The following is a 16,235-nucleotide window of genomic DNA, read 5'->3' on the forward strand; positions in this document are numbered from 1 at the left end:
ATATGAGCAAAGGTCAGTATGTTTGGTATGCAAGTTACGGATCTAATATTAATAATGAGCGTTTTTTATGTTATATCAAGGGTGGCAAACCAGTAGGCTCCGATAAGGTGGAAACGGGTTGTAGAGATACATCTCTGCCTCTAAATGAATCCTTATTCGAAATCCCTCATCCTCTTTATTTTGCAAAGGAATCAGCAAGATGGGGACACCAAGGGGTTGCCTTTATAGGACTTCAAACCGAAAAAGAAAATGTAACACTGAGTAAGAAATATTTAATTACCCGAGACCAATTTTTAGATATTCTTAAACAAGAAAACAATGGTTTGGAATTTGACATTGATTTAAACGAGGTAATTGAGGAAGGGTCGATGGTATTTAGAAACAAGGCTTGGTATGGAAATATTCTATATCTTGGTGAAAGTGAAGGGTATCCGGTTTTTACGTTCACAGCTCCTTGGGACATTACTGAAGTTAAGTTGACAAAACCATCTATTCAATATCTATCGACCATTATCACTGGTTTAAAGAATTATTTTACAAATGATGAAATTTACCGTTATCTTAAAGATAAACCTGGAATTTCTACGCTATATTCTGAAGAAGAATTACTTAATGTGATAAATAATTAAGAGAACTCTCCAGTCGCTTTGAAAGGATTGGAGATTGTTTACTTTTCATTTTTTGAAGGTAAAGAAGAGACAAATGAACAAATAAATGAAAAGCAAACGGTATGGGAGAAACTCATGGATGAATTTGAAACCCTTAAAATTAGGACAAAGATTATAACTGAAAAGAGTAAAACCACTTTAATCATTCCATTTTGTTATAGTACCAGCTATCTAGAAGTAGAAGAAGCACTAGCAGCTGACTGGATTATTGATAATAAGAAAATCGAAAGAAAAAATATTTTAGAACATGTATCGAATCTTATAGCAAGTAATCAAGATGAAATAACAAAAGGTACCATTGGGAGATCTTTTGACTTAAAACGGGAAGCAAGGGAAAAATATCACTTGCCCGTTAATACCTCTCAGAATTTTTACTTAATGAACGAAAATGGGGAAGAAGTAACCAATTTTAAAGTTACTAAAGTTTCTTTATATGTATTCGAAACCCAGATTGGCTTTTTACTTTATGATATTAAACATACTAGTCATGATCTTGAAACCATCATTCTTACTAATTATCATTTGAAGCATTTACACCATTTGTATAACGCAAATTTATATAACCAAAAGGAATACTTTGTGTACTTTAAAAAGAAAGCTAAGCCGATGAATGAATTATCGATGGATTTTAGAACTTTATCTGAGATTTCAGGGAATATGTTAAATGAATTAAGGGTCCATACTTATTTTACAAATTCAAAAGGTAATCCTGAAACGGCTCTTTTATATAATTTTATGCTATTAGATAAAATGTTTCTAAGAGAGCCACAGTGGGAACATAAATTGAAACTTGCTCTTTTCCAGCTTCGTAAAGGATATAAAAATTCTTATCTACCCTCACCATTTGAATTTGACATAGCCAATAATCCTCAAACAATCCAGCTGTTTAAAAATAGTTATTGGGGTGTATCTTTAGAGGGATTAGCTAATTTAGCTTATTTAACTGAAAATGATGTTACAAATGATTTTTTTTCTAGCAACTATATTGGGAATCTAGAAATATCCTATTTTTATATTTATATCTTAGCCCTTCATCAACGGTATGCCTTTTTGGCACTAAATGTAGAAGCATCGGAAATTAGTAAAGGTGAAGACGAAACCATAATAGATGAGAATACCTCTGAAGCCAAAGTGTTAAAATTACGGAAAGAAATTAACTTTCTTATTCTTCGGGGATTTTTTAAACATGTATCAAGTGTGACCCATCAGCAAGCTTTATACGAAGTCATTGCGAAAAATTTAAGTATCGAAGAATTAAAGCAGGATATTCACTCCGAAATGGAGGCGTTGGCATCTCTTGCCGAACTTCAAGCAGCCAAACGTGAAAAAGAAAAAGAGAAACGAGAGTTGGAATTACGTGAACAATTGCGTGATGAGAGGAGAGCAAGAGAGGCTGAGGAACAGAAACGACTGGAACAAGAGAGAGAAGAGCGAAGAGCTTGGGAACTACTAGAACAAAACCGCTTAGAACAAGAAAAGGAAGAAAGAAGGGACAGAGAACGAGAAGAAGATGATCAACGAGAAAAGAATACGGATCGTTTTTTACTAATATCGACGATTTTTGTTGTTATCTCAACCATTACGGGTTCTTGGTCTATTCTTGTTGATTTCTTTGTAAAAAGTAAACGCCCGCCTTTACCAATCCCAGCACCCTATGTTTTGTTAATCCTATCTATTCTAATGATAGCTCTTGGCATTTGGGGATACAAATTTATTAATGATAAATGGAAATCTAATAACTCCCGTTAAAAGCTAAGTATTGAGATCATATTTTGTGTAAAATAAAACCTCTTCTCCTATACTATACAAGAATAACAAACAGGAGGGACAAACATGCATATTGAAATGTGGACTGATTACGCTTGACCATTTTGCTATATTGGCAAAAGGCATCTGGAGGATGCCATTAAACAGTTTGACCATCCAATTGAAGTAACTTACCGTTGTTTCGAATTGGATCCGACAATTGGTCGCGACATCAAAGAAAACATTTACGAAGCGTTAGCAAAAAAATATGGGATGAGTATCGCACAAGCAAAAGCTAATACCGAAAGAATGGTACAAATGGCGAAGGCAGCTGGGCTGGATTATCAAATGGATACTCTTATTTTAACGAACACCTTCGATGCACACCGTTTAACGATGTTTGCTAAGAAACATGGCTTAATGAAAGAGATGACGGAACGAATTTTACACGCGCATTTTACGGAATCCAAGCATATTGGTAATCATGAAACCTTAACGGAATTGGCGGTAGAAGTGGGGTTAAACAGGGAATCTGTAGAAAACATGCTGGCAAGTGATGAGATGGCGGATGAAGTACGTGCAGATGAGCAAACAGCAAGGCAGTACCAGGTTACAGGTGTTCCATTCTTCCTTATCAATAAAAAGTATGCCCTAACCGGTGCACAACCAACTGAGGCGTTTGTTCAAGCAATGAGAAAAGTCATTCAAGAGGATGAAATCGTTGTGTTAAACAATGAAGATGGAATCGTCTGTGATGAAAATGGTTGTGAAATACCTAAAAAGTAATCCGTTACCTTAAGTCAAAAAACAGCCTGATTGAATCAGGTTGTTTTTTACTAAACGGTAAATAATAAAAAACAAAATGACGAGGAGGGAAACCTGGTAGCATGTTCGGGACAATATTCCAGGTAAATTGTTTTGAATTTTAAAACGTATGATGAATGGAATGAAGATACATGGGCCGAGGCAGGCTTCATTTATAAACAAGCTTTCAAAGACAAGGGAGCAAAACCAGAGGAAATCATTCGGAATATGTTTCAAAAAGGGATCTGCTATTTACATATTGGTTTTCTGGGAGACCAAATCGTTGCGATAGCCCTTACAGGTAAATTAAATGAAATGGATGCCTTATTAGTTGATTATTTGGCTGTTCACCCGGATTTTCAAAACCAGGGGTTAGGTAAGAAAATGGTGAACTATATTCGTGAATGGTCTCTAAGTAACTTTGATGCTTTAATAATTGAAGTTGAAGCAGAAAAAATACCGGAAAACATTAAAAGGATTCATTTTTGGCAGAAGTGCGGGTTTGTACTGACGGATTATATTCATCATTATATATGGGTGCCGGAACCTTATCAGGCTATGTATGTTCAAACCAAATCTACGCATAAGGAATTTACTGGTGAGGAATTGTTTAAGCATATTGGAAAGTTCCATAAGGCATCGTTTCAGAAAAAGAGATAGAAAACTCAGGACTTTTGTCTACCAAAATTTACAGGTAGCTTCCAATTAGTTCGGATGATATAGTTGTCTTGTAAGTTCTTAACGGAACTTATTGAAGTAGTTCTTCATACAGAGAAGTACTCAAGAGGCTGAAGAGGCGCCCCTGCTAAGGGTGTAGGTCGGGTAACCGGCGCGAGGGTTCAAATCCCTTCTTCTCTGCCATCATATTGTTTTGCGGGTGTGGCGGAATTGGCAGACGCACCAGACTTAGGATCTGGCGCCTTTGGGCGTGGGGGTTCGACTCCCTTCACCCGCATCATAGTCCAACAAGGACACTAAGAAACTGGTCAGGGCAGGAATGCAGCAGCCATAACTAGTGAAATTGTGTGGGCTATTACATAGTGCGAAAGCGACCAACGCTAATCTCATTCTTATATGAGGTTAGCGTTTTTTCTTTACCGTTTTGGACTTGAAAAGTTGTGGTATACATGGAAAAAGGATAGGAGATGATCATATGGATGAAAAACGTAGCTATTTCATAAACATACAAACGCACGAGATTTTTGGTGAACCGAATGGAGGGGAATGGGATTTTAAGATTTACGCAACGGAAAGCCAAGTCGCTGTCCTGGAACGGCTATTCGATAAAACTGATGAAACGGATTGGGAAAGTTATATGCGAGCCCACGTTCCTTTTCTTGAATACCATCATCAACCCGAAAATAAAGCGTATGACCTACGAATGATGGTGATCTATTCTTTACTCTATTATTTAGGTGATGAAAAAACTCGTACACATATTCGTGAAATGGGAATCTTGAATAGTGAATTAGAAAACGAACAGGCTATACTTGGGTACCGGGAGTTTTGATGCATTGAGGCACTCATGTTTTTTGGGCTCCGTATCCTACCGCAAAACGTCAATTTGTACAGGAAATGCAAACCAAAAAGTAATCCTTTTTGCACTGTAAAAATGTAGGGCAATTTGTAAAAAAACATTAGAGGTAGCAAGGGTTTAACCCTTGCTACTTTGCTTTTAATGGCTAAAGCAGTGGATTGCGAATGACAAATGTTGCTCATTAAGAAGTTTGCAGGCCCTTGCCGACCGCAGCGTAACGATTTTTTGGTACGTAAGAGAATTCATAGGCGGAGAATTTCCTGCTAATGTTGAAAGAGGAATCTTAATAAGCCAAATAAACGGAGATATTCCGGTTAACTGCTCTAAAGTAGGATAAAATCCATACAATTTAATAATATAAACGGAAAAACTCCTCTTATTTTTAAGGAAATATAGGTATTTCCCAATTTAGGCGGAATTTTTCCGTTTATTTTTCATACAAAGTGAAATCAACATTCTGGTATAACACAGCCTACCTTAAATATGTAATGAGCAAAAAGGAGCAAATCACCATTGTTTACGATTAAGTTATGAGTTATAATGAACATTATTTTTATTTAGCAGCTCGAAATAAATTAAAAAAAGTATTTAAACAAATACTTTTTTTTAGAAAGGCGATGGAAATTGAATAAACCGAGTGGGAAAAAACGAATACAGCTGGCTTTACTTCTAGGATCACTTGGACTATTAGGACCTTTTACAATTGATACGTATTTGCCGTCCTTTCCAACGATTGTAAAAGATTATCATACCACAGCTTCATTAGTACAAATTAGTTTAACTTCTTGTTTATTAGGTCTGGGTTTGGGACAATTGATCATTGGTCCTATGAGTGATGTGAAAGGCCGTCGAAAACCTTTGATATTCTTTATCATCTTGTACCTACTTGCTTCGCTGACATGCGCTATTGCGCCCAATATCTATTTCCTTATTATATCTCGTCTAGTACAGGGCTTTGCTGCAGCAGGTGGACTTGTGATCTCAAGAGCGATTGTCAGAGATCTTTTTAGTGGAAGGGAACTGACTAAGTTTTTTACGATGATGGTGTTAGTAGGAAACCTGGGGCCAATCGTTGCACCTATTGCTGGCGGGGGAATTCTTGCTTTTACTAATTGGCATGGAGTTTTTGTTGCATTGGCTTGTTTAGGTGCGATATTGCTCTTCACAGTTATATTAAAATTAGAAGAAACTCTGCCAGTAGAAAATCGTGTACCAAGCAATTTTCCTCAAATTCTGAGGAATTTTGGTTCTTTGTTTAGAGACCGCACGTTCTTGGGATACGCACTAACTCAGGGTTTTACGACTGCAGGAATTTTTGCCTATGTATCTGGGATTCCGTTTGTCTATCAAAATATTTACGGCGTTACACCTCAACAATTTAGTTTTTTATTTGGAGTAAATGGAATTGCTCTAATTATTGGAAGTCAGTCGGTAGGGCGTTTGGCAGATTTCATTCAGGAGAAGACATTCCTAAAGATTGGATTAGTCATCTCCAATGTAGCGGGTGCATGGTTACTCATTGCTCTGCTTTTAAAAGCACCACTTTTCGCCGTCGCGATCCCGATTTTCTTTTTTGTGTCTTCCATTAGTATTATTGGTACCACGTGTTTTGCATTAGCTATTGAATCACAAGGCCATATTGCGGGGAGTGCTTCCGCTTTATTAGGGGTTTTGCCTTTTGTACTCGGCTCCATATCAGCTCCGCTTGTGGGAATAGCAGGGGCAAATACCGGCGTTCCTATGGGTGTCATTATCTTCTGCGCCAGTTTCTTGGCCTTCTTATCCTATTTTGGTTTAGTACGAAAAGCTTCGATATGGATACAAGCTATTAAGCTATCAAAACAAAAATAGTGATAAAAAAACGCTAAACTCATTTTTATTTGAGTTTAGCGTTTTTTTTATCTGGTTTCTTATTGTTGTCTATCTAAAGCGAGCTTTAATCCAAATCCAATTAAGATAACTCCTGTTGTCTTATCCATAATCCTTTGCACTTTCGGAGACATAAGCCATTCACGCAAATAGTTGATGAAAAAGACGTAAATAAGGAACCAGGTGATAGAGAGGACTGTATAAATAACACCCATAATAATTAGTTGTTCTGTTACGGCAGCTCCCGGTTGCACAAATTGGGGTAAAAAGGTTAAGAAGAACATGGCCACCTTAGGATTAAGTACATTTGAAAAGAGACCTTGCTTAAAAGCTGACTTTTTCATGTCAGAATGATTTTGGTTTTCAACACTAGCAACTTTCTTCTTTTTCCTAGAGATAAAAGAAGATAATCCGAGGTAGATTAAGTAAATGGCACCCGCATATTTCACAATTTCAAACGCTACAGCAGACTGCATTAAAATAGCAGAAAGGCCAAAGGCAGCAGCGAAGGTATGTACCAAAGAGCCAGCTGTAATACCAAAAGCCATTTTATAACCATCTGTTCTTCCATCTGAAAACGTCCTCTTTGTTATAAGTGCTGTATCGATTCCTGGACTCATGACAACAAATAATGAAAGGATTAAAAACGTAAAGAAGTCATTCATTCTCTCCACCCTTTCCTGACTTGTAAACTACAAGTTGGTAAAATATAATTTTATATAGTTAAATACAATTTAACACATTTACAAATAGTTGTTAATTTTTATTTAATAAAATTTAATAATATTTAATAAAAGGAGCGCCAATGGAGAATATAGATATTGGTAAAAAAGTGGAGAGATTCAGAAAAGCCAAGGGTTTGAGCAATAGAGAATTAGCGGAAATAGCTGAAATCACACCGTCCATGTTAAGTCAAATTGAACGTGGATTAGCTAATCCTTCTATTCAAACTCTAAAGGTTTTAGCTAAGGCACTTGATGTTCCTACTTTTAGTTTTTTACTTGAAGAAACAAATACAGATGATTTAGTTGTAAGGTCAGAAGAACGAAAAAAAATGATTGTTGATGGACTTTCGTATGAATTATTGTCACCTGATTTTTCAGGACCACTGGCAACTGCGATTATGAATGTACCTCCGAATACCTCTTCATCTGAGAAACTTTTGGCTCACAAAGGAGAAGAGGTTGCTTTTGTATTGGAAGGGAAAATTAAGGTGTATTTAGAGGATGAACAATACATATTAGAGCCTGGAGATAGTGTAAAGATACCCGCACATATGAAGCATAAATGGGAAAATCAGTTTAATGAAAAAGCATCAATCCTATTTTCGGTCACTCCGGCGGCTTTTTAATATCCTTGCTGAACATACAACAGGGGAAATTAACTAAAAAACGACTTTAAATCAAACAAAAATGACCAGCAAATTTGTTGGTCATTTTTTATATTACTTCTTATTATTTTTTCGAAAGGTACTGACCCGTTAAATACTCTTATCAACATTACAAACCTTCTGCAAAATCACGTACTGCTGCTTGCAATGGAACTGCAGGTGCTGTTGGTGCTGTAACATGCACTAAACTCTCTCCAATGGTAGTATAACCGGCTGGAGCACCTTTTTGAGTAATACCAGCCCCCACACCAATTTGTAAAACTCCAGTATTGGTCATGGTGCCGATTTTTAAAAAATTGATTTTAAATGCTTGTTCTATCTTATTCTCCATATCAATCACCCACCCACCATGATTATATGCTAAGACTGAATCTTGAGTTACCTTTTTATTGATATGAATTTAATTCGTGCCATTTTTATTTATAGTTGAATACACTTACAATAACAGCATTTCACCGAACAGCGAGAGGTGGTGATAACATCATGTTTTCTGTTACAGGAATGCAGGGATTTGAGTTATTTTCTTCTGTTCATCTTTGGACATTAGTGGTATTCTTTGTAGCCTGTGGTTTTTTAGTGTATTTCAGAAACAAACGTAAGATTTATCAGCAGATTATTAAATGGACACTGTTTATTCTTTTACCGGCCTGTGAGATTTCCTCGCATCTATGGTTAATTTTAACCGATCAATGGGATGTGAGTGATCTTCCTTTACAGCTCTGTTCACTTAGTACCTTTTTAGCGATGTATTTATTTCTGAAAAAGAATCATAAAATGTTTTATTTGTTATATTTTTTCGGTACGCTTCCTCCATTTTTAGCTATGGTTACACCAGAAATGGTCTATACATTCCCGCATTTTCATTATATCGAGTATTTCCTTCACCATTCCATTCTTCCGTTAGCCGCATTGTATTTTATCCTTTATGAAGGTTACAGAGTTCCAAGGAAAGCGATTTTGTTTAGCTATATAACCGCTAACATTATTGCCGTTCCAATATTTATCTTGAATAAGCTGATTGACACGAACTTTTTCTACTTGGCTGCTCCAACAGAATCAGAAACCATTCTAACATTCTTCGGAACTGGGATTATGTATTATATAAATCTAGAAATTGCTGCACTGATTGTATTTGGGATTACCTATATTCCAATGGAAATTTTACAAAGGATAGAAAAGAAAAATATAAGGGTGAAGGATGCGGGGTAGTCGGCACATTTAATAATAGTGGAGTAAAAGGGTGGAGGCTCAAAACTCGCAATGAAAAGGCTCAGTTTCCTATACTGAGCCTTTTCATTTTTCTATTCTTCAATTTCCTCTTTATAATATTTCGATAAACCCTTCTGTCCCGTGCACTCTAATTCGTTGCCCATCTTTTATCAGTTTAGTAGCACTTTCGACTCCGACAACTGCTGGTAGTCCATATTCACGTGCGATAACTGCTCCATGGGTCATCAGCCCACCAACTTCGGTGACTAAGCCTTTTATGGAGACAAACAATGGTGTCCAGCTAGGGTCAGTAAAGGGGGTGACTAATATATCTCCAGCTTCTAGATCAGCATCCTCCATGTTTAAGATGACACGCGCACGTCCCTCTATCACTCCGGAAGAAACAGGTAGGCCTACAATTGCTTCAGCTGGGAGATTTTCTCGTTTGTACTCACCTGCAATGATTTCACCATCAGACGTAATCACACGTGGGGGAGTTAGTTTTTCATATAATTTGTACTCGTCTTTTCGCTTGCTGATGATCTGGTAATCTAGTTTATTTGTGCGAACGACTTCCTGAAGTTCTTCAAAAGTGAGATAGTATATGTCTTCTTTTTCAAAAATAACGCCCTCATGTACGAGTTGTTCGGCTTCTTTCAGTAATGCCTGCTTATAAAGAAAGTAACGATTGATCATGCCGTATTTTGGATATTCCCGATAGCCAATGAAATTCCGAATTAGGTCGATCATTCGTTTTGTTTCTTTGGCTTTCTGTTCACCATCAGGCAATTGCTTCAATCGATTTAATAACTCGTGTTCTTTATTAAAAGCTACCTGTAGTCCGTGCTCAAATTTCTGTTTGCTGGCATTCGGCTCAAAATTTTTGATGTTACCCAGAATCAAGGGGACAAGTGTCGTTGGTTTTTCGCTCCAACGACTTCTCGTCATATCAATTTCTCCGGCACACCTCATTCCATATTTATTGAGAAAAGCGATTAGTGCTTCTCGTACTTTTTCTCCACCTTCAAACTTCACGATTTTCTCTAAAAAGTTATCATCTTTTACATGTTGTAAATAATCAATGACTTTTGGATAAGGACGAATCACATCTGCTACATCCATTAACGCTAGACCCATTTCTGAAGTAATATTGTTTGGCACAGATTGAGAAAGTGTGTCTGATGCGTTTTTTTCACCTAACCACTCGTTCATTTTTTCATTGATCCATAATGAAGCATTCATCGCTACCCTAATGACAGCCGAACTTTGTGGGTTAAATAAAATCTTCTTTAATTCCTTAAGATCTTCTAAAATAAACTCTAAAACTTGTGAACCTGATTTCGTTTGAATGTTTTGTTTTAACTCTTCTACGGATGTTTGACTACTCTTAATTAAATCCATAACGATGGACGGATCGTTATCGAATTGTGCCATCATATCTGGATTGTTTCTACTAGGACTTGGTGCTTGTTTATCATCTGGCAACGTTTTTATAAAATCTCTTCGCTCGACTACGGTCATGAGAGCGTCTGTGATGAGCGGTTCGTGTTGTCTCATAACGTTTAATAAATTGTTTCGACTGACAGGTGAAGCGAGTTGTCCTGTGACATCAACAAACAACCTTCCACCAGCTTTACGCATAGGTGCAGGAGTTGTTAACAAGAAAAAAGACAATCCCAATGGTTTCATGGGGTCTGTCATCATTTGTTGATGGCCGACAGAGATATAGACATGGTTTTCTTGATCATAAGCTTCAGGGATGGGGAAAAGAGTCGTGATAGGACGGCTCTGGACAATATAAAATGTATCATCCACTAAACACCATTCAATATCTTGCGGAAAGCCCAAATATGCTTCGATCTGTCTTCCGATGCGTGCCAGTTGTAATATCTGTTGGTCTGTAAGTGTTTGTGTCTTTTGCTGATGAGGATCGATCGGCACGGTTTCCGTTCCGCCTTCTTTTCGTACATAGATAGCCAGTTTTTTGGTTGCTATCATCTTATCGACGATTTTATCTTCTTGTACTTTATAACAATCGGCAGATACCAAGCCTGAGACCAATGCTTCTCCAAGCCCAAAACTGGCATCGATTGATAGTAACTTTCGGTTAGAGGTAATCGGATCAGCGGTAAATAAAATCCCTGAGGCTTGTGGGAAAACCATCCTTTGAACGATAACGGATATATAAACTTGTCTGTGGTCAAATCTATTTTGTATTCGGTAGATTACCGCTCGTTCCGTAAATAGAGAAGCCCAACATTTTCTGATATTTTGCAAGATGGCTTCTTTTCCGATGATATTTAAATAGGTGTCTTGTTGACCAGCAAAAGAGGCATATGGTAAATCTTCCGCAGTCGCACTCGAACGAACAGCATAAGCATGTTCATCGCCAAACTTGTAGAGATAGTCAGCAACTGCTATCACCACATCGGAAGGAATTTCTACTTCTATAATGAGTTGACGAATCTTCCTGCTGATATCTCCAATTTGATCCCGGTCCTCTACTTTTAACATCGTTAGTTGATCCAACAATGCTTGGAACGATTCGTTTTGTTCGATGGCTTTTCGATATCCCTCTGTTGTAACGCAAAATCCTTCTGGTACATGTATTCCTTTAATTTTTGATAATTCCCCTAAATGTAATCCTTTTCCGCCAACAAGCAAAAGCTGTGTTTTTTCCATTTCCTGAAAACCGAGAACCAATGAACCCATCCATATCCCTCCAACAAATCTCATTAAAGTTCTATTGCATTTTAGCAGTAGTAAATGGGAATAAACAGTCTATTTTGACCATTTTTTATATGTTATAATTTATATAGGAAGAGTACAAAAATTACCTTGCAGTAAACTGATGCCATTAATGAAAAAAACAGCTAAATAACGTTTTAAACAGTGGGGAGCATTCGTTCCCCACTGTTTTGTTTTTTAGAGTGTTTTTAGAAACGCCCAATCTGTATGGAAATGTCTCAGTCTTCATCCTTTTATTAGATTCTTGATGGTTAAATAAATTTCAAGCAGAAAAGTGGAAATAATAAATAGATATCTTCAAAATAGAGGTGTTTTTAGAAATATTGAGAGGAACTTTAGATGAATACATCATTAGAAATGCTGATCCATTTATTTGAACGGGCTGCCTTGCTTTTGATTTGCCTGTTCTTTATGATACGAATCCCGAGATTTAAGGAATCACTTCAAAAAGACCGCCATTCTCCTACAGAGCGCGTCGTTATTACACTTGTGTTTTGTTTATTTGCCATATTTGGTACGTATTCAGGAATTAATGTGGAAGGTTCACTTGTGAATGTCAGGATTATTGCTGTCGTTTCGGGTGGAATATTATTTGGACCATGGGTAGGAATCATTACCGGTATTGTTTCAGGAGTCCATCGATATTTAATTGATATAGGTGGAATTACATCGATTCCATGTCTCATCACGAGCATTATTGCGGGGATTGTTTCCGGGTATATTAACCGAAGAGTGAAAAGGTCTTTACGCTGGATTTATGGAATTGCAGCCGGTATGTTGTCTGAAATTTTGACTATGGTGCTGATTCTAGCGATGGCAAATCCATTTGAACTAGGTCTGGATATCGTTTCTAAAATCGCCTTCCCCATGATTGCAGGAGAGGTTAACATTGGACTTATTGTTTTGCTTGTGATGAGCGTCGAAGGTGAAAAGGAGTTGATTGCAGCAAGACAAGCAAAGTTAGCTTTGGATATTGCCAATAAGACACTTCCTTACTTTCGGTCTATTAACTCGGATTCACTTAAGAAGATTTGCCGTATTATAAAAAATGATATAAAGGCCGACGCAGTTGCCATTACAGATACCCATAATGTGCTCGCTTATGTTGGATTTGGAGAAGAACGATATGCAATCGGCCAGGAAATCATAAGTGATTTGACTAAAGAGGCGATTCACAGTGGGAAATTCATTATTCGTAATCAAGTGGCGGATCACCATACACCCCAAATTCACTCCCTTTTAATTGTTCCTTTTGAGGAGCATGGAGAGGTGACAGGGACACTTAAAATCTATTATCGAAAAGCCTATAAAATGACCCATTCACTGCAAACTATGGCCATCGGACTATCACAAATTATTTCCACACTTATGGAAGTATCGCGCATTGAGCAGATAAAAGAAGCTGCCAACAAGGCTGAACTGAAGGCACTCCAAACGAAGATTAATCCGCACTTTTTATTTAATGCACTCAATGCGATTGCTTCCACCACACGCAAAAATCCAGAAAAGGCTCGTGAATTGATTATCAATCTTTCTGGTTATATGCGTTACAATTTAGAGGTTAGTGATGAATTGATTGATATTCATAAAGAATTAGAACAAGTTCGTGATTATGTGCAGATAGAGAAGGCTCGGTTCGGCAGCAGATTAACGGTGGAATACGATATTGACGATGTGAATGTCCACATACCGAGCCTGCTCATTCAGCCTTTAGTTGAAAATGCCATTATCCATGGAATCTTAACGATCAAAGGACCTGGAGTGGTAATCATTTCAGTTAAGGACTTGGGAAACAAAATAAGAATTAGTGTAAGAGATACTGGGGCTGGAATAAGTGAAGATGTCATTCAACAGTTGCTGCATGATGATGTGCCGGCCAACAAAATCGGCTTGTATAATGTTCACCAGAGAGTGAAACTCATCTATGGACATGGACTAGTTATTCACCGGCTGTCACCTGGAACAGAAGTTTTTTTTGATATGGTAAAGGAGAACCTATGAAAGCGATTATTGTAGAAGATGAAATACCAGCTCGTGAAGAACTGGAGTATTTAGTTGAAGCCTACAGTGAAATTGAAGTGACACATTTCTTTGATGATGGCTTAGATGTCTTAAAATTTTTGCAAGTACATGAAACAGATGTAATTTTCTTGGATATTAATATTCCGTCTCTTAATGGCATGTTGTTAGCGAGTACCATAAGTAAATTTACAAAAAGGCCCTATATTGTCTTTACTACTGCTTACAAAGAGCATGCAGCACAAGCCTTTGAACTTGAAGCATTTGATTACATATTAAAGCCCTATGACGAGAAGAGAATTGCCGCGATGCTAAACCGACTAGAATCTGCGTTTAAACGAGATCAAGCGGAAACAACTCGCGTAGATAGAAAACTCGAATCTCCTCTGAATTCTAAAGGACAACAAAGAGAAATCTCTTCGAAGACAACCAGTCGGATCAATTTGAAAAAGAATGATAAAATTATCGTAACAGATGTGAATGATATTTATTACGCGATAGCAAGTGAAAAAGTTACATTAGTGTATACCCAACAGGAGGAGTACACCATGCCGATGAGCATATCGGAATTTGATTCTCTTTTACCAGAGGATCTTTTCTTTCGCTGTCACCGTTCATATACGGTCAACTTGACCAAAATCCGTGAAATTGTACCATGGTTTAATCAAACCTACATGCTGCGTCTGAAGGACCTATCTGAGGAAATTCCGGTAAGCAGAAGCAAAGTGAAAGCGTTTCGACAAATTATGCATCTTTAACAGCCATTCATTCCGAATAATAGGCATCTCATTCTGAAAACGGTTTCTTCTTTTTTTTCGATGCTATGATGATGATGTAAACAAGATCTAATAAAGATTCTGATGTTAAACATTATCATTTTTTATATGGAAGAAAAGAGGAGATCGCAATGAAATCAACAACAGATCGTCGATGGCTGATTGTGTTAGGAACTATAATTGTACAGATGGGATTAGGTACCATCTATACTTGGAGTTTGTTTAACCAGCCGTTAGTAGAACTCTTTCATTGGAAATTAAATTCTGTTGCTATTACTTTTTCAATCACCAGCTTCGCCTTGGCATTCTCTACATTGTTTGCAGGGAAACTACAGGATAAATGGGGGCTTCGACGTTTAATTGGTTGTGCAGGGCTTGTGTTGGGAGCTGGATTAATCCTTAGTTCTCAAGTTTCGTCATTGTGGATGCTTTATATTTTAGTAGGTGTAGTTGTTGGTGCAGCAGACGGTACTGCTTACATCACATCCCTATCAAACTTAATTAAGTGGTTTCCGGAGAGAAAAGGACTTATTTCTGGAATTTCTGTTGGTGCGTATGGTACGGGAAGTTTGTTATTCAAGTTCATCAACGGTTCACTTATCCAATCAGTGGGTGTGTCCCATGCCTTCTTTTACTGGGGATTAATCGTCATGATTTTGGTTGTCGGTGGCTCATTCCTTGTTCGGGAAGTAAAAATGAGTCAAGAGCCGCAAACCCTTGATGGTAGCATCCAAAAAGATTTCACTGTTAAAGAAATGCTAAAAACAAAACAGGCTTATCTATTATTTGTCATATTCTTCACAGCGTGTATGAGTGGGCTATTCTTGATCGGGATTGTTAAGGATATTGGTGTTAGATTAGTAGGACTTGATATTGAAACAGCCAGTAATGCTGTGGCATTAGTAGCCATTTTTAATACAAGTGGACGCATCATTCTCGGGGCATTATCAGATAAGGTGGGACGTTTAAGAGTGGTATCAGGCGCACTTCTTGTAACCGCAGCAGCCGTAACAGTTCTGAGTTTTGTCCAACTGAATTATGTCTTGTTCTTTACCTGTGTAGCCGGGATTGCTTTCTGTTTTGGCGGTAATATTACTATATTTCCTGCTATTGTAGCCGATTTCTTTGGCTTGAAAAATCAGATCAAAAACTACGGAATCATTTATCAGGGCTTCGGAATTGGAGCCATTTCTGGATCATTTATTGCTACAGCATTAGGTGGTTTCCTACCTACCTTTAAACTGATTGCCGTGCTGAGCATTGTCTCATTACTGATTGCTATGACCATCAAGGCACCGGAATCTGGGAATACAAAAACGAAGGAAAAAAGAAATCATGGGAAGGTTCGTAGCCTTTCACCTGAGACACGGGCAAGTTAATCATATGTTATAAAAAAGAGGCCGGCATGTTCGGTCTTTTTTTATTTGGTATAATAGACCCAAGAAATAATCGATAAATTTGGGGAAGGG

The 16,235-nt window shown here is 37.5% G+C and carries 14 protein-coding genes, 2 tRNA genes and 1 other RNA gene; 14 read left to right on the top strand and 3 right to left on the bottom strand.

The annotated features are described in order from the left end of the window. The first annotated feature begins 2 nt into the window (after positions 1–2). The 9 genes from ABES03_RS16555 to ABES03_RS16595 all read left to right on the top strand — a co-directional run bounded on the left by ABES03_RS16555 (position 3) and on the right by ABES03_RS16595 (position 6,606). The gene (locus tag ABES03_RS16555) at positions 3–629 is read left to right on the top strand and encodes a hypothetical protein (RefSeq protein WP_430118653.1); all 627 of its coding nucleotides are present in this window, start codon (positions 3–5) and stop codon (positions 627–629) included. A gap of 114 nt (positions 630–743) precedes the next feature. Further along, positions 744–2,417 (top strand): hypothetical protein, encoded by a 1,674-nt coding sequence (locus tag ABES03_RS16560; protein WP_430118655.1) that lies wholly within the window; start codon positions 744–746, stop codon positions 2,415–2,417. A gap of 129 nt (positions 2,418–2,546) precedes the next feature. Continuing rightward, the gene (locus ABES03_RS16565; protein WP_430118741.1) at positions 2,547–3,200 is read left to right on the top strand and encodes a DsbA family oxidoreductase; all 654 of its coding nucleotides are present in this window, start codon (positions 2,547–2,549) and stop codon (positions 3,198–3,200) included. A gap of 132 nt (positions 3,201–3,332) precedes the next feature. Further along, on the top strand, positions 3,333–3,878 hold the full coding sequence (locus ABES03_RS16570) for a GNAT family N-acetyltransferase (RefSeq protein ID WP_430118657.1): 546 nt from the start codon (positions 3,333–3,335) through the stop codon (positions 3,876–3,878). A gap of 110 nt (positions 3,879–3,988) precedes the next feature. Further along, positions 3,989–4,079: transfer RNA gene (locus ABES03_RS16575), tRNA-Ser, on the top strand. 12 nt (positions 4,080–4,091) lie between these two features. Next, positions 4,092–4,173, top strand: a tRNA-Leu gene (locus ABES03_RS16580). Continuing rightward, positions 4,173–4,258: signal recognition particle sRNA small type (ffs, locus tag ABES03_RS16585), an RNA gene on the top strand. Before ABES03_RS16580 ends, ffs begins: the two co-directional genes overlap by 1 nt. 113 nt (positions 4,259–4,371) lie before the next feature. After that, positions 4,372–4,728, top strand: coding sequence for a hydrolase (locus ABES03_RS16590; protein WP_430118659.1), 357 nt, complete (start codon positions 4,372–4,374; stop codon positions 4,726–4,728). A gap of 651 nt (positions 4,729–5,379) precedes the next feature. Next, the gene (locus ABES03_RS16595) at positions 5,380–6,606 is read left to right on the top strand and encodes a Bcr/CflA family multidrug efflux MFS transporter (protein ID WP_430118661.1); all 1,227 of its coding nucleotides are present in this window, start codon (positions 5,380–5,382) and stop codon (positions 6,604–6,606) included. A 59-nt stretch (positions 6,607–6,665) separates the two neighbouring features. On the opposite strand, the gene ABES03_RS16600 is transcribed toward ABES03_RS16595, so the two are convergent. Then, positions 6,666–7,289 (bottom strand): LysE family translocator, encoded by a 624-nt coding sequence (locus ABES03_RS16600; RefSeq protein ID WP_430118663.1) that lies wholly within the window; start codon positions 7,287–7,289, stop codon positions 6,666–6,668. 140 nt (positions 7,290–7,429) lie between these two features. On the opposite strand from ABES03_RS16600, the gene ABES03_RS16605 reads away from it, so the two are divergent. Beyond that, on the top strand, positions 7,430–7,975 hold the full coding sequence (locus ABES03_RS16605; protein ID WP_430118665.1) for a helix-turn-helix domain-containing protein: 546 nt from the start codon (positions 7,430–7,432) through the stop codon (positions 7,973–7,975). A 148-nt stretch (positions 7,976–8,123) separates the two neighbouring features. Here the strand turns inward: ABES03_RS16605 and ABES03_RS16610 are convergent, their stop codons facing one another. Beyond that, positions 8,124–8,345, bottom strand: a complete 222-nt coding sequence (locus ABES03_RS16610) for a spore germination protein GerPB (RefSeq protein ID WP_430118667.1) — start codon at positions 8,343–8,345, stop codon at positions 8,124–8,126. Between the two features lie 152 nt (positions 8,346–8,497). On the opposite strand from ABES03_RS16610, the gene ABES03_RS16615 reads away from it, so the two are divergent. Then, a complete protein-coding gene (locus tag ABES03_RS16615) occupies positions 8,498–9,223 on the top strand; it encodes a TIGR02206 family membrane protein (RefSeq protein WP_430118669.1) in 726 nt (241 codons plus the stop codon). Between the two features lie 111 nt (positions 9,224–9,334). Here the strand turns inward: ABES03_RS16615 and ppsA are convergent, their stop codons facing one another. Then, on the bottom strand, positions 9,335–11,935 hold the full coding sequence (gene ppsA, locus ABES03_RS16620) for a phosphoenolpyruvate synthase (protein ID WP_430118671.1): 2,601 nt from the start codon (positions 11,933–11,935) through the stop codon (positions 9,335–9,337). A gap of 375 nt (positions 11,936–12,310) precedes the next feature. Between ppsA and ABES03_RS16625 the strand changes: the two genes are divergently transcribed. The 3 genes from ABES03_RS16625 (at position 12,311) to ABES03_RS16635 (ending at position 16,145) form a co-directional block, all read left to right on the top strand. After that, positions 12,311–13,972 carry a LytS/YhcK type 5TM receptor domain-containing protein gene (locus tag ABES03_RS16625; RefSeq protein ID WP_430118673.1) on the top strand — a complete coding sequence of 554 codons (1,662 nt, stop codon included), beginning with the start codon at positions 12,311–12,313 and terminating at the stop codon, positions 13,970–13,972. Next, positions 13,969–14,748 (top strand): LytR/AlgR family response regulator transcription factor, encoded by a 780-nt coding sequence (locus tag ABES03_RS16630; RefSeq protein ID WP_430118674.1) that lies wholly within the window; start codon positions 13,969–13,971, stop codon positions 14,746–14,748. The genes ABES03_RS16625 and ABES03_RS16630 overlap by 4 nt, the downstream gene beginning before the upstream one ends. A 149-nt stretch (positions 14,749–14,897) precedes the next feature. Further along, the gene (locus ABES03_RS16635; RefSeq protein ID WP_430118676.1) at positions 14,898–16,145 is read left to right on the top strand and encodes an L-lactate MFS transporter; all 1,248 of its coding nucleotides are present in this window, start codon (positions 14,898–14,900) and stop codon (positions 16,143–16,145) included. Positions 16,146–16,235: the final 90 nt, after the last annotated feature.

The sequence above is a fragment of the Neobacillus rhizosphaerae genome (assembly GCF_050477885.1).
In the GTDB taxonomy this organism is placed as follows: Bacteria; Bacillota; Bacilli; order Bacillales; family Cytobacillaceae; genus Neobacillus; species Neobacillus rhizosphaerae_A.

Bases quoted from the DNA above. Each gene is read 5' to 3' on its own strand.
- ABES03_RS16600 (WP_430118663.1), bottom strand. From the start codon at position 7,289: ATGAATGACTTCTTTACGTTTTTAATCCTTTCATTATTTGTTGTCATG.
- ABES03_RS16590 (WP_430118659.1), top strand. From the start codon at position 4,372: ATGGATGAAAAACGTAGCTATTTCATAAACATACAAACGCACGAGATT.
- ABES03_RS16630 (WP_430118674.1), top strand. From the start codon at position 13,969: ATGAAAGCGATTATTGTAGAAGATGAAATACCAGCTCGTGAAGAACTG.
- ABES03_RS16615 (WP_430118669.1), top strand. From the start codon at position 8,498: ATGTTTTCTGTTACAGGAATGCAGGGATTTGAGTTATTTTCTTCTGTT.
- ppsA (WP_430118671.1), bottom strand. From the start codon at position 11,935: ATGGGTTCATTGGTTCTCGGTTTTCAGGAAATGGAAAAAACACAGCTT.
- ABES03_RS16560 (WP_430118655.1), top strand. From the start codon at position 744: ATGGATGAATTTGAAACCCTTAAAATTAGGACAAAGATTATAACTGAA.
- ABES03_RS16625 (WP_430118673.1), top strand. From the start codon at position 12,311: ATGAATACATCATTAGAAATGCTGATCCATTTATTTGAACGGGCTGCC.
- ABES03_RS16605 (WP_430118665.1), top strand. From the start codon at position 7,430: ATGGAGAATATAGATATTGGTAAAAAAGTGGAGAGATTCAGAAAAGCC.
- ABES03_RS16635 (WP_430118676.1), top strand. From the start codon at position 14,898: ATGAAATCAACAACAGATCGTCGATGGCTGATTGTGTTAGGAACTATA.
- ABES03_RS16555 (WP_430118653.1), top strand. From the start codon at position 3: ATGAGCAAAGGTCAGTATGTTTGGTATGCAAGTTACGGATCTAATATT.
- ABES03_RS16610 (WP_430118667.1), bottom strand. From the start codon at position 8,345: ATGGAGAATAAGATAGAACAAGCATTTAAAATCAATTTTTTAAAAATC.